Source organism: Microbulbifer sp. ABH2_005, from assembly GCF_056160005.1.
The window spans coordinates 2687732-2702375 of the sequence record NZ_JBSWWI010000001.1 but is presented as its reverse complement, the minus strand read 5'-3'; the positions used below and the strand labels follow the sequence as shown (position 1 = coordinate 2702375).

The window sequence follows — 14644 nt, the reverse complement described above, 5'->3', positions numbered from 1 at the left end:
TTTTGAAGATCCTGTTGTCAATCATCTATATGTTCGACTATCCCTGAATCGTTATTGCTGGAGTACAAGTTAAACAAAGGAATCTCTGATTGTCTTGAGCACATATTTTTGAAGTGTAGCCTTGTTTTCATTGGATAGAGTATATTCAATTTGCACTTACTCTCTATGCTTGAAAAGCTTATTCTATCCCAAGTAAAACAATGTCTGATTAATCCTTTAGCCAAAAAGGTGAGCTGTATTTGCAAGGCGCTGAATTACTCAATAAGGGTTTCACACAAAATCTAAGTAAAAAACACGATTTAATATTCTGTAGCCTTTGATGTGCTAGTGCAAACTTAATCAGACGCTGCAGTGACGGCATAGGATGTATAAGTCTGTCAATCTTTCTTGTTCATAAGTAAAGTTCATCTATCTGCCGATAAATACCATGTATATTGGGGTGCTGCAAATAGAAAATTCTTAAAATTTAGGTGTGCAATGATGAAAATGGCGCCAAAATATCATCATTGACGGTTAAGCGCCTTTCTTGATCCAGGGAGCTTAAAAAGCATATTAAGCGCTTTTTTCATTATGAAGTGACGCCAGCGACCTTCGGAGGATCTAAAGTGGAGGATTAAGTCTTGTATACAAGGCAAGTTGCATAGGTTGGGGTAAGCTTTGGACAAAGCTTCTTACCGAAGAGGTACGATTATCAAGATCTCGATAATCTTCGTTTAATAAAGATAACAATCTGTTCTTGTTTTTATTGTTTAAACATATATTCAATATGCAACAATCCAAGCGCGGCAAGAAAAAAGTTACACTGCTTAGTGCAACACTGCTCAGCGCAACCTGCATGATCGGGTCAGGCTGGCTTTTCAGTGCTCAATTGACAGCAAGATATGCCGGCAACTGGGCATTCGCAGCTTGGATCCTAACAGCAGCTCTGGTTTTGATGGTGGGCCTTTGTCTTGCTCGTGTCGTGGCAATTCATCCAGTAAGGGGAGCATTAGCTCAAGCCAGTGCTTTATCGTATAACAATATCTTTGGTATGCCTTTTGCCTTTGCTAATTGGTTTGGCATTCTGATGGTGGTTGCTACAGAAGCTCAAGCTACAACACAGTACCTTTCATCAGCAATTGGATCCTCTTTACTGATAGAAAACTATAGGCTCACGACCTGGGGGAAAGTGCTAGCTCTCAGTATTTTGGGTCTTTATCTGATGGTTAATTTTTATGGAATTCGCTGGTTAACTAAAATCAATAACGTGGTCACAGTACTGAAGATATTTACCCCGCTATTTGCACTTACGGTATTGCTCATTGTAGTTTTCACGCGGAATCAAACTGGATCCAATTTTTCTCTCTCTTCTAGTCAGGAATTTGAGTTCCATAGTGCATTCTCTGCCATTATTGGTGCTGGACTTATTTATTCATACAATGGTTTTCAGGTGAGTGTTGCGTTTGCTAGTGAAATTAAAAAACCCAGACGCAATATTCCGTTGGCTATTATTCTGTCGATAGTCATTATCACTTTAGTCTACCTGTCGCTACAATTTGCCTTTATGGAAGCAGTGCCACATGAGCTATTGATTGAGAATGGTGGCTGGCAGGGGTTGAATTTTGCATCGCCACTCTTAGATTTAGCTACTCTTCTTGGTCTGCATTTTCTGGCGCTTGTATTACTAGTAGATAGTGTTACCAGCCCTTCTGCCTCTGGATATACGTATCTTGGAGCTTCATCAAGAATTTTATTTGGGATGGCACAACTAGGACAAATGCCTCGGTGGCTAGCCGTATTGGATCCGGTACACAATATTTCCAGGCGATCGATTCTGGTTAACTGGGTTTTAGCAGCGATTGTTCTAGCTAATGCGGATAGCTGGGCAGCACTTATGGTAATTGTGACCGGATATCATGTCGTCAGTTATATGGCTGCGCCTATCAGTATGGGGGCTCTTGAGCCTAATACTCGCTGGTTTGGACTTATTGTTTTTGTGCTATTGAGCTTACTGATGCTGACATTGGAGTCTTCGTCGCTACTTTTGCTATGTGTTTCCTTGAGCATTCTAGTGTCTATATATGCATCATTACATATTTCTGGAGCAGGAATTCATAAGTTAATTGTCTTCACCTTGCCATTCTTGACATACTTGTGGATTCTATATTTTGTCTCGAGTATTTGGCTGGTTATGATCGTATCTGGAGTTTTTTATTTAGTAATATCATCTCGTCCCTATGTGGAGTTTTGCAAGAGTCACAATATGGAGAGAGGAGGGTAGAGTAGAGGGTTTAAACTAAAGTCGTAGAGAGGCATTTTATAGGCTTAGTATTTTTTACTGAAGAGTCAAGTTAGACCTGGAGACGAAAAGCTAATATCTACCAGGTCAAAATCTATTGGTCAAACCATAGAGTTAATCATCTTATTGGCTTTTGAATTACCAGAGCCATGATTGAGATCATCCCAGGTAACTCGGCCAGAGGCAAGATCTAACTTAACACCTTGGTGGCCAACGTAGTTGCCGCCCCGACGTAAATTCATCTCGGAGAATACTCCCTGGCTATTGAAGTTGAATTTCTCCAAATTGCTAATGTTAAAATTAACATCAAACATTCGATTAAACTCCAGCACACCACGTACTGTATCAATTAAGGCTCGAGTATGTATCAGGCTGGACCCATTCCCACTCATGGTTTGATGTGAAGAGTTACCATTAAGGGATACACCACCAAAAACCCATCCCCGCCATTTTCTTCCCGGCGCAATAGGGCAGACCGCTGCCATGATCTCGAATGCATCATCCCTTACCTGTTGAACTTGCATAGAGCCAGAAAAGTGCGCGACCACCCCAATTTTTCTGGGTGCGCCACTATAGAGTACTAGCCCCACACAAGAACCATATCCATCAGAGCGTAACGTTCCTGCATTGGTGCCAGTCACTCAAGTACATTCAGGTCTGAAACGATAAGCAGCATAACCGCCTCCCAATCGAACTGCCATGACCGAACCTCCTTATTGGAAATTTGTAAGTTATGTGACCGGTTGGTCTAAAGCAGTATAACGATAAATTGTATGGTGAGCCTTTTCAATATCATCAAATTACACTATTGACGACTGATATTGATTGGTTAGTTATCGACGCGGTAGTTCATTTATTTATGAAGATGAGGGTTGATGTCAAACAGGTTCGGCAAAATTGATATTGGTTTTGTCTATGGGTGGGATTTTGCTTTTTGAGTGATTTTTATATTTACGCCTGGCAATATGATGAAAATTTAGTAAGCCATAGATATAGAGTTATTTAAGAATCTAACATGACGTTATTCTATGCTTGGGAGTAAACGGGATCTACAGTTAGCCTTTGTTGCGGGTCAGGCTTGGCTAGATAATGGGAGGCAAGCTTGGTTACTTTAAGCTAAAAAGGCTTTCTTTGGTGTGCTTGTGGGGAAAATTCAATGTGCTTACACACAAGAATAAATAAGGGTACATTTCAATTGTGTAAGAAATATGGATTTCATGTGATTTATTTCAGGCTGAGGTCCAGCGATTATCTTCAGTTTTTTAAATGCTAGTTTTAATCATTTCTTGATTTCTAATCTTAAGCTATAGCTTGATGTCAAAGCCTTCATATGTAGTTTAAATTTACAAGAAGAGTGGTTTTTGAGTTTATTTATTCCTCGCTTCATTGGTTTAAATGAAATAAATTACTGATCTCCCATTTTTATAATTTTCGTCTTTTTTTGGCCTGGCGATAGGAACCGTACTAATTGAAGGCGGTCCATAGCTTTGTCGTAAACGCTGCTCTTGAGGCATACACATGCTTCAACTGGCTAAGGAACTAGCTCAACAGGGGAAGGATATTGGACAAAATTGAATAACAGGCAGAAATATGATTTACCAGAAAACCAAATTAGCATCTGTATTAAAACAACCTATTTTTAATCATGCATTAATGGCTGTAGTACTGGCCGGACTCAGCTCCAATGCACTTAGCCATGGTTATGTAGAAGCAGCTGATGGTGGTGTTGCCTCTGCACGTGGAACTCTGTGCAAATACCCTCTTGATACTGGAGAAATGAATACTGGCTGTGGCGCTGTCCAGTGGGAGCCCCAAAGTGTTGAGGGTGCCGAGGGTTTCCCTGATAGTGGCCCAGCCGATGGCCAAATCGCCAGTGCTGGGAATAGCTCCTGGTCTGAATTGAATGAACAGTCTTCTGATCGTTGGGTTAAAAACTATATTAGTTCTGGTTGGCAAACCTTTAAATGGCACTTTACTGCAAACCATGTAACCCGCGATTGGAAATATTATATTACCAAGGAAAACTGGAACCCGAATTCTGCCTTGACTCGAGACCAGTTTGATCTTGATCCCTTCTGCGAAGTGGATGGGAACTATGAGCAGCCTCCAACAAATATGACGCACGAGTGTCAGGTGCCAAATCGTGAGGGCTACCATGTGATTCTTGCTGTTTGGGATGTTGGGGACACGGTGAATGCCTTCTATAACGTTATCGATGTAGAGTTCGACGGTGATAATGTAACCAATACTGAATGGAGTGTTGGAGGCACAATTAACCCAACTCAGGACTTAAATGTTGGGGATAAGGTGTATACCCGTGTTTTTGATAGTACCGGCGAAAACGATTCTTACTCTACTGTTCTGGAGATAACTTCTGGTGAACAGGGGATTGCCGAAAACTGGTCTCACGATCTAGCTGAGTTAATCAATCAGGAGCAATCCAGCATTCGAGCCGGTGATTATGATGGCAGTAGTAGTTTTGAGCCGTTGTACGGTATCAATAGCATCTACCTGTTGGGCAGTAGCGGCCTGAGAAATGTTGAGATTGGATACGAACTTAGCGCTGACCAGGATGATGCCACTACAGGTGACGATGATTCTGGAGAAACCGGTGATAGTGAGAATACTGGGAGTTCAGGAAGCAGCAGCTGTGCAACCTTCGAGCAGCCGTATGCTGGTGATCCAGGCTACTCGATTGGCGATGTAGTTATTTACGAAGGGGTTGCCTACGAATCTAAGCACGAGCCCAATTGGTGGTCTCCGAGCTCTGCGCCCACATTGTGGAGCGAAACCACATGCCAGACAGAGGGTGATGACTCTGGCAGTGATATTGGCACGGGATCAGACGATAGCAATGACAATAGTGTCGATGACAATGCTAGCGGTGATGAAGGTTCGGCAGCTTCTTGCCCTGAGTTTCAGCAGCCTTACGCGGGTGATGGGGGCTATGAAGTCGGTGATCGAGTAACTTTCGAGGGCCAGGTATATATTTCTACTTTTGGGCCCAACTGGTGGTCCCCCTCGGCTGCACCCCAGTACTGGGAGCAGAGTTCCTGCCAGTAACCTAGGTACTCCTAGCCGTCTCCCTTTGGGGAGGCGGTTCTAGAGAGAAGCCCGTTTTAATACCGAGGGCAGGCAAAAAACCTGGTATCTCGTTAATCGCTAAAGTATGCTGATTTTTGAGTTAATTAGCATAAATTCCTGATGAGATTTATCATTTACCATCTCTCTCTAACGCTATCGATATACCCCAGTACCTAATCTTGTAGAATCAATGGTTATTTGGCCGCCTGATTGACAGCTTTATGAATTCATACAGTCCACCGGCTGAACATTATTTTGTACTTTAGCTTTTCTTTTTCATTCCATATTTATTTATGTTATTCAAGATGAAGTTTTTCGGGGTGTTTGGCTTTCTTTTGATATCTTACAAATTAAAAGTTTATGATTGATACTCCTTCCACCTATCACTATCTTTAGCGGATCGAAACATTAAGCTTATAATTAAGTTTCGAAAGGAATACTTATCCTTTCACTCGAATTAAAACCTGATGCTGGTTAATTGGGTGGAGGACGGTTTACGACTTGGTTAGTTTGCATATTTGGTTGTATTTTTAAACTTACTTCTACTTCTACTTCTACTTCTACTTTTCCTTATTATTTGGATTGAGATGTTTCATTTAATCGCTAATTGCCCGAATATATTTCTCCCGCTGGTTTATTCTCCCAGTTTGGTAGTGTTGATTGCTGTGCCGGCGGGCATTTCAGAAAGCCAATTAATCAATCTATAGAGTCGCGGTTTTACTCAAGCTACTGGATTCACGCCATCTGTTCTCTTCCATCTTTACTAAAGTGACATAAAGTAGTATTTTGCCTTCAACCCCAAGCGTTGACCCGTATCCATGCATAACAACACTGCGGTTGTCACTATCGAATTCGATTGTATAGTTTGCATTGGCGACTCTAATGGATGTAGTTATTTGATTAGAATCGCTATCAGATCTTTCTGAGTTGATGATTACAGAGTTTCCATCAACAGATAAATAGATATCTATAGACTCATTGGTTTCTTCAACTTGAAAATTGGACCTGCCCGCTAGTTGAACCACATCGGATGTGGAAATATCTTGCTTGTCGATAGCTCGCTTAGCTACAGACTTTAAAGAGTTAAAATCAGAGTCGTCTAATACATTATTAAATGTCTCATTTGCCAGGGGTAGATTGGAAAATAATGTGAAAAACAATGACGCAAGAATTGATGTTTTTGTATTCATCTTATCTCTCAGATTGATTTGCTTGGGTGACGTTAAAAGATTTCTTATGGAAGAAGTATCGTTGTTCCCAACAAAGCTTATTCGAAAGGGTGGATGTTTGGGGTGTGAATAAAGCGTCAGTTTGAGGGAGTTGTTATGAATAATCTGATATGGATAGTTGGGGTGCCAAATTGTTTCGAGAAGTTTTAAACCGTAACTGAATAGTACGCCTCTTATTTGGTAGGGTATGATTGAATTCACTTATAATCAGAAGGGATATTTATGCCTTGGCCTGGCCCTAAATGTCGCAATCTCTTTTACTTTATATTCAGTGCATTAAGAGGAGGTGATCGAGTGCAAATCTAAGACGTACGGAATTGAGAGGTCGATGGGCTTATAAGTGGGTGGTGATTTGTCGCGCTGATCAGAATGATTTACCTTTTCTACTTTGAATGCTGGGTTACCCAAGGTAAGCGAGGAGAGGTTATCGAGGATATGGAATATACCATTAATAGTAAATCGTTCTACTGGATGGTTAGCTTTTGGAGTATATACCTAACAAGTTCAGGATTTCATGCTAAATAAGACTATGGTAACATGAAGCATAGCTACAGATGCTCTTCTCAAAGCTTTGCAACCTCGGTCTCGACAAAATATTTTTTATTTTTAGTAATTATGTTTAGATATGGTTTGATACTCATTTCACTTTTTATCTTGGTAGCATGTGATAAACCTTCTCAGCCGCCAAGAGAAAGCTCAAAAATTTCCAATATTGCTGCGGATAAGGCAAGAGGTGATTCGGTAAAACTGGATGATGTCTTGGTGGACCTTGAAGGGCCAGGTGAATCTTTGGAAGAAGAATCTTCGCCTGAAGTTGAGATTGGCAGGAGTAGGGCTGATAAGCATGAAGAACAAAATGTGCCCGTCAAAGAAGTACGTCATAAACCACTAGATATTAGTGCTGCCTTTGAGGAGGGCGTTACATCTGGAAAAGGATATGATTTTTCCAGGAAAAATACACTCCCGGATCTATTTGAGCAAAAGAAAAAGGAGGAGGGAGTCTCTTTTAGTGGCAAGTTAATCAATGATCCTGCTAACCCAGACTACTTTGATTCTTTAGAGGGTGCAGAATTCTCAATTGAGGTTAAAACCCGCTAGTGAAGTTATAATGTGATATCTACTGGGCGATGGATTTGGTGGCCGTTAACTTCATTTGGTACATCCTTCTAGAAAGATATTATTTACTATAAATGCCTTGCTTTTCTTAAAAATAGTTAAGATTATATTTGTCGCTCTCAGAGGTTTTCCCTTGAGAGCTGCTGTGAAGGTTTAAGTGTGTGTATTTAACTCCTTGTCAGTTTTGAATTGATGTTTCATTTTTGGAGTGAGATTAGGATTTTATAACAAGGAAGTCTGCATTATGTCTGGAAGTTACCCCAATAGAATTAAACAGTTGCCACTATATGATGGTCGCTTTGATGCTTATAAACTTGAAGCGAAAGGCAGTGATGTACTTTTTGCTTCTTATCCCGCAGGCACGACTATTCCAGCCCATGTCCATGAAACGGATAATTATGGGGTGATTACAAAAGGGGAGCTGATACTGAGCATGAATGGTGTTGTCCAACGATTTGGCGTTGGTGATTGGTACCATGTGCCCGCCTATACCGAACATGCCGCCTCTTTTGAACAGGATACTGATGAAATCGAGTTTTGGTTTAATTCAGGTGAGAAAGGATAAATTACTTCAGCATATTTTTGTTATCGTGCAGAGCTACATTTGTTAGCTTGGTGAAGTGATTAAAAAGATTGGATAACCCGGATACGGTCATTCATGGCTCTCACGGAGATCGGGATTTCTGGTGCGAATACTTCCCATGCATGAATAACGCCAGGGCGCAGGTGAAACTCCGTGCTCACCCCGTCATTGGTGAGTAGCCGTGCATATTGGATATCTTCATTACGAAAGATATCCAGCTCGCCCACCTCAATATATGCTGGAGGCAATCCCTCAGCGTTTTTCAAGTGTGCCGGGGCAGCTACAGGGCTAACGTTGTTTGTGCCTGCGGCATCCCCGAGATAGGCACGCCAGGCGGTGAGGTTGTCATCATTGGTCCAGAGTACTAAAGGGGCCAGATTTGGATCCTCGATAATATTCCGATCATCAAGCATTGGGTAGATAAGGATTTGCCTTGCCAAAGAGGGGCCTTTCCGCTCTCTTGTCAGGATGGTTAGTGCGGCAGATAACCCCCCGCCAGCACTATCTCCCATAACAGCTAGTCGACAGGGGTCTACATTTAGCTGCTTGGCATTCTTATGTAGCCAGCTCAATGCGGAGAAGCAATCTTCAATAGGGGTAGGGAAGGGGTGCTCCGGCGCTTTACGATAATCTACTGAGAGAAATGGAACCCCACTTTTAGAGACATAGTTTGCGACTGTTCGGTCGTAAATCCCAACATCGTTAAAGATCAGGCCACCACCATGCAGGTAGAGTACTGCTGAGCCCGGTGTCGAACCCTCCTTACAATACCAGCGTAACAGCATACTGGACCCATCCGCTGCCTTTACCAGAAAATCTTCAATTAAAACATCACTTGGCATAGGCTGCGTGCGAAGTACTTCTCTAAGAACCCTCTCTCCAATCTCACGCCTTGTTGCCACATCACCAACGGCGATTGGTTCTATTGGCTCTAGTAGCGCGCTAAATTTATCAAGTGCCTGGGTAAAATCCCTGTCGACTGAAAAGGCCATTGTGTATCCGTACTTTTGATTTGGTGCAGACTTCAACTTCTTAGGAAGAAAAATCCGGGCGCCTATAGCTTTGTCCATTTTTCTACGAGTGTGTTGTAAATGGTGCCTGAATCCTCCTCGTGACGTGGTCAATTAGCCAGTTTTTCAGGAAAGAGAAGTAAAACTGAAACTTAATGGTCATACCGGAATGATATCGTTTACTGGTGGTTCTCTTGTGCCAAATACGAAATCTTATGAAAAAGCAACTTTGTAAGTTGGTTTCGAGTATTTTTTTTACTCGTTATGCGAGTTTTGAAATATAAGAAGTGAATAGCGTAGGGAAATTGAAGCTATCCATTGGTTTTCTCGCCCGGAAATGTGCATGCATTGTGAAATAGTTAAGTAGCGTTAAGCGCGTATTGATGCCGCAGAGTTTTAGGTTAATTTCTTTCCTGGAACGTTAGTGCTTATTTTAATTTTTTAATTCATTGAATAAGTTCGAGGAAACGATCTTAAGTTGGTGTGGCCACTATCAAGTAATCTTTCAGGAATAAATAATGCTAAAAATAAACTCCATTCCTCTTCTGGTACTGGGAATCTCAGTGTCGATGATGGCAGTTGGTGAAATAGATAGCGGTGATGTAAAGGTGCAGCGACTGGATTTACAGGGACAAATCGACACCCGGGCACCTTTATCTAAAACGCTTTGGGCCGGCGCGCACAACGCCTATGCCTCTTACCAGTGGGACCAGGGAGTCTATACCGATGTTAACCAATGGTATGCTCCGGAAAAACTATTCCATCGTGGCATCCGCCTGGTGGAGTACGATACTTATCCTTCATCCACTTTTAGCTCTACTCCACATATGTGCCATATGGGGCTTGAAGAGGCCACCATGTGTATTTATATGGCTGGTACCGCAGCAACTCTGGGGGATGGCTTTGATGAAATCACCGATTTTCTTGAAGATAATCAGGATGAGGTGTTGTTCATAAAGTTTGAAGCCTACGACTCCGACTATCATCAAAATTTCAGAAACAAAATTGGTGAGAAGATAGAGAGTCGCTTAGGGGACTATGTTTTCAAGCCAACGGACTGGGGTTATTCCGAAGGCGATTGCGCCTCATTACCGGTGCAAACGTTGACAAAGCAAGACGTGCTGGATGCAGGTCGGAATATTATTCTCTTTACACAGGTCCCCAGAGATTACCCACATACCGGAGACGATAATCTTTGCGATTATCACGATGAGTCACATAGCAGCAAGTATTTAAGAAATGTCTGGATTGGTGTGGATGAGATGGATGCTTCTGGCAATCTGACTTCCAATGAACCCTTGGCACAAAACTCCAGCCAATTGACAGCGGATTCTGATGGCAATAGCAGTGCGACTACCCACTATAAAAACGGGAATTTCAGTGTCGCACTGGATGCGACCACAGAATACAGCAAAAACGATATTAAAATTTACGGTAATACCGTTCAAGAAAAAGCGCAAGCAGGTTATCAGTTAATTGAGTTGGCTTTAGTTGAAGCCAATGCAACAACTATTGGTGCTTCCAAGGCTCCACAAATAGAAGACTATTTGTGGTCTTGGAGAGATGATTCACCGGGTACCGAACACAACTGTAGTTGGCTGACTAATGATGGCGAGATCCGAGATTACAATTGCTCGTCAGAACGTGTATTTGCCTGTGTGGATGATGATCGCAACTGGCATATCAGTGAGTCCACTGGTGCCTGGTCTGATGGCTACAGTGTTTGTGCTGCTAAAGGTTATCGCTATGGAATGCCCTACAATGCCCTTGAGAATTCTGAACTTTATGCTGAAAGGAATGCTCAGGGGATAACCACTTCGGTTTGGGTGAATTACTACAAAGTATTTGATGGATTCTGGCTTGCGAGCCAGAAAGCTTACTCTGATTTTGGTTATCTGAAAAAAGATGAGATTGGTGGAACTGGTGGGGATTCATTTGATTCTATCGATCTTGTTAAGCGTAAGCTACTCGGAAGTGGCACGATGAATCTTAAGTCAGTGCAGATTCGTTCTGGAAGCCGTATTGATGGTTTAAAGGCCTGTTATGAATTCCGGCAAGCTGTCAGCCATGCAAATGCGAGTGAACATGAACTTTGCATGGAGTATGGCGATGGGGATGGGGGTTCAATGGGCTCTGTTCTGAATTTTGATACCACGAGTGGGGAGTACCTTGATGATGTCAAAATTTGCTGGGACGATGAAAAATACAGTTCCGGCAGTGTTTATTATTTGAAACTGACTTCTAGCACAGGTGAGACAGTTTCTGGTGGCTCTCAACAGGGTTCCTGTACGACCTACTCTTCTACCTCAACCCAGCAGCTATTTGCTTTCCATGGTCGTCATGGGGATGAAATTAATGCTTTAGGGGTGCATAAACTTTCCAACTCATTAGTTAATGCCGGATATTATGCGACCGACTGGCTCAACAATGATGATCCATCCTCGGGAGGCATAGACTATGAAAGTTTTAATGAGCAGAAAGCGGCTGGTAATATTTCCAGCAATTGTGAAGTAGGGGATGTAGTTGGCATCGTCGGACGTTTAGCGGATTCCAAGTTGGACTATAGGCTAACTGGTGAAGATCTACTTGTCGGAGATATTGGTACTAATTATCGTTTCTTCTGCGCTACAGAGGCGTGTAGTGATTACGAGGTGAAATACTTCTTCTCTACATCATCTTGTTTGCCTTAGACCTCGGAATTTTGAGCGGATAGGAGGACCCTGTCCGCTCAAAATACAGTGTTATTTAGTGATTAAGAAGCATGTGGTTGCATCGATTTTCCACTTCTTCTCTTATCCCACTTGATTAGTCCAATCAGCAATCCTGAGATAATCAATAAAGCTGAACCTATTTTAATTGGCCCCAGAGGCTCTTGATAAAATAGCCAACTCGCAAAAAGTCCAAAAACTGGTACCAGTAAGGTGAGGGGAGCAATGGTAGATAGCGGGTAAGTCACAACCAAGCGATTCCAGATCCAATAGCCAAGCAATGTAGTAGGCCAAGCCTGGAATAGAATTGAAAAGATAGTTCGCTTATCTATTTCAATTAGGCTGTAAAAAATCTCTTTACCTTCCAAAGCCAGCGCAAGAGCGATTAAAGGAAAAGGAGCGAATAGTAGGCTCCAAACGATAAAGGCGAAAACCTGCTTAGTATTCGCAGCCTTCATTATTAATCCACTAACCCCCCAGCAGATTGCTGCCATTACCACCAGGCTCACGCCGAAAAAGCTGACACTACCGTCTTCAATAAGCAAGGCTAGCCACAGGCCTAAGAGCGCCAGGCTGGCCCCTAACAACTTTTGAGTGCTTATGGTTTCTTTTAGAATCATCCAACCGATCAATACACTGATTGCTGCATTGAGCTGAAGAAGCAATGAAGCCATCCCTGGAGAAAGCCCTGCTGTAACTGAATAAGTGGTTAGTCCCCAGATACCCGTACCGAATACCAGGCTATAGCTAAGGATATATCGCCAGGCTACGGGAGGTCTGGGTATAAAGAAAATGGCCGGTATTGCCGCAAGAGCAAAGCGCAGGGCGGTGAGAAGCATTGGATTGAGATTGGTGGTGCCCATCTTGATAGCAATAAAGTTCATCCCCCAAATTACCGTCACAAAAATTCCCAATGCCAGGTCTTTATAGCGCATAACTTCAGTCCCATTGATATCGGGATAGTTTCTGTGCATTCTGAGATTAGGTACAGATACAGATTTGAACCAAAAAAAGTATACAGTTTGTTGGTTTGCTTCCCCTTAAGGGCCTGTGCTCAGGGCGAGCTGTGGATGTCGGAGGGGAGTAGTCATGCGGTATAAGAGTCTGGCTGATCGTTTAATAGACGATGTGCGCCTGGGGAGAGTGCAGGCGGGGCAAAAGCTTCCCTCATTACGGCAGCTTGCCCAGCAGAATGAGGTCAGCATGACTACCGCACTAAACTGTTATCGTTATCTTGAGGAGATAGGATGGGTACAAGCCCGGCCTCAGTCTGGTTTTTATGTGAGACAGCCTCTAATCGTGGGGACACTTCCCGAGTTGCCTACTTTTGCTAGTCAGGCAACAGCGCCGAGTACAGGTGGGCCCTCCTATTCTGTGCTGCCTGGACCACTCGGAATAACTCAGTTGGCTGCGGAATTGCAGCCAGTTTATGGTTTGGAGCGAAGCTTACGCCGTGCCACTCGAAGTCAGGGGGAGAGGGTATGCCTTTATCCTGATGTGCAAGGAGAATTACTGCTACGTCGTTCGCTTAGTGAGCACTTTGGGAGCTCAGGATTCCACTTTCAAGCCTCAGAGCTTGTGATCACCAATGGTTGTCTCGATGCAGTACGCACAGCGCTGGAAGTAACTACTAGACCCGGAGATGCGGTGGCCATTAGTTCCCCTTGCTACAGCGGGCTCCTTCAACTCCTGGCAAGAATGCGGAGGAATGTTGTGGAGATTCCTTCTACCGCTGAGGGATTGAATTTGCATCAGTTGGAGTTACAGATGCAAAAAAGGAGTATTAGTGCAGGGCTTTTTACCTGTAGCCACATGAACCCAACCGGCATCAGTCTTAATGTTGCACAGAAACAGCAGTTAGCCGAGTTGGCGAATAAATACCGCATCCCAATTATTGAGGACGATATTTACCATGAGCTTGATCACCGAGGTACCCCTCCACTGCCAGTATGCCATTGGGATAAAGGGGGTTATTTACTATGGTGTGGCTCTATATCAAAAACGCTAAGTGCTGGTTATCGGCTGGGTTGGTGTTTGCCTGGTCGTTATCTAAGTGACTACAGGCATCAGCGTCAATGGGAAAGTTTAGGGGTAAATTCACCTCTCCAATTGGGTTTGGCTGATTTTGTTGCTAGTGGCCAATATACCAAGCATCTGTCAGCATTGAGGCCTAGATTGGTAGAGCAAGTAGCTCAGTATCGTAATTTTTTGACTGACCGACTCCCCTCTGGGGCCCGTATCAGTGCTCCTGCAGGTGGACTGGTTTTATGGCTACAGATTCCTGGGTTAAATGAACAGCTTTTTGCGTGTCTTGCCCAGGAGCAAGGCTTGGATATAAGGACAGGGTCATGCTTTAGTACCCTAAATTATTATAAAGATTGCTTAAGGGTTAACTGTGGCTTTCCTATGAAAGATAAGATAGGGGAGTATTCTCAAGCAGGAAAACAGCTGGAGCAGCTGGTTGGGCTGATCAATCAGAGTGTTTGAAGCAAAAGTATAGCGTTTGAGTAAATTTTTTAATTCAGCCTGTTATGTTGATTAGATTTAAATTTCTATTTAGGCCTCCCGTAGTCTAATAGCGCGCACTCACTTGCAGATGGTTTGACACCTGAAATTACTCCATCGGTGATGTTTGC

At 43.0% G+C, this 14644-nt stretch carries 10 protein-coding genes; 6 read left to right on the top strand and 4 right to left on the bottom strand.

The features are described from left to right. Positions 1 to 766: 766 nt before the first annotated feature. Entirely contained in the window at positions 767 to 2260 is a 1494-nt protein-coding gene (locus ACXAFI_RS11770) for an APC family permease (RefSeq protein ID WP_475108961.1), read from the top strand. Between the two features lie 119 nt (positions 2261 to 2379). Here ACXAFI_RS11770 and ACXAFI_RS11765 read toward each other — a convergent pair whose 3' ends face one another. After that, positions 2380 to 2919: a hypothetical protein gene (locus ACXAFI_RS11765; protein WP_475108960.1), complete on the bottom strand. Its 540-nt coding sequence runs from the start codon at positions 2917 to 2919 to the stop codon at positions 2380 to 2382. 949 nt (positions 2920 to 3868) lie between these two features. Here ACXAFI_RS11765 and ACXAFI_RS11760 point away from each other — a divergent pair. Then, positions 3869 to 5341 carry a lytic polysaccharide monooxygenase gene (locus ACXAFI_RS11760; RefSeq protein WP_475108959.1) on the top strand — a complete coding sequence of 491 codons (1473 nt, stop codon included), beginning with the start codon at positions 3869 to 3871 and terminating at the stop codon, positions 5339 to 5341. A gap of 722 nt (positions 5342 to 6063) precedes the next feature. Here the strand turns inward: ACXAFI_RS11760 and ACXAFI_RS11755 are convergent. Continuing rightward, a complete protein-coding gene (locus ACXAFI_RS11755; RefSeq protein WP_475108958.1) occupies positions 6064 to 6552 on the bottom strand; it encodes a hypothetical protein in 489 nt (162 codons plus the stop codon). Positions 6553 to 7128: 576 nt separating this feature from the next. On the opposite strand from ACXAFI_RS11755, the gene ACXAFI_RS11750 reads away from it, so the two are divergent. Further along, a complete protein-coding gene (locus tag ACXAFI_RS11750; protein WP_475108957.1) occupies positions 7129 to 7689 on the top strand; it encodes a hypothetical protein in 561 nt (186 codons plus the stop codon). Positions 7690 to 7951: 262 nt separating this feature from the next. Next, positions 7952 to 8272: a cupin domain-containing protein gene (locus ACXAFI_RS11745; protein WP_475108956.1), complete on the top strand. Its 321-nt coding sequence runs from the start codon at positions 7952 to 7954 to the stop codon at positions 8270 to 8272. A gap of 59 nt (positions 8273 to 8331) precedes the next feature. Here the strand turns inward: ACXAFI_RS11745 and ACXAFI_RS11740 are convergent, their stop codons facing one another. Then, the gene (locus ACXAFI_RS11740; protein ID WP_475108955.1) at positions 8332 to 9282 is read right to left on the bottom strand and encodes an alpha/beta hydrolase; all 951 of its coding nucleotides are present in this window, start codon (positions 9280 to 9282) and stop codon (positions 8332 to 8334) included. Positions 9283 to 9818: 536 nt separating this feature from the next. Here ACXAFI_RS11740 and ACXAFI_RS11735 point away from each other — a divergent pair. Further along, complete coding sequence (locus ACXAFI_RS11735) at positions 9819 to 11990, top strand: jacalin-like lectin (protein ID WP_475108954.1); 2172 nt, start codon at positions 9819 to 9821, stop codon at positions 11988 to 11990. A 62-nt stretch (positions 11991 to 12052) separates the two neighbouring features. Here ACXAFI_RS11735 and ACXAFI_RS11730 read toward each other — a convergent pair whose 3' ends face one another. Further along, positions 12053 to 12943, bottom strand: a complete 891-nt coding sequence (locus ACXAFI_RS11730) for an EamA family transporter (RefSeq protein ID WP_475108953.1) — start codon at positions 12941 to 12943, stop codon at positions 12053 to 12055. 154 nt (positions 12944 to 13097) lie between these two features. Here ACXAFI_RS11730 and ACXAFI_RS11725 point away from each other — a divergent pair, with 154 nt between their 5' ends. Next, complete coding sequence (locus ACXAFI_RS11725) at positions 13098 to 14495, top strand: aminotransferase-like domain-containing protein (protein WP_475108952.1); 1398 nt, start codon at positions 13098 to 13100, stop codon at positions 14493 to 14495. The last annotated feature ends 149 nt before the right edge of the window (positions 14496 to 14644 follow it).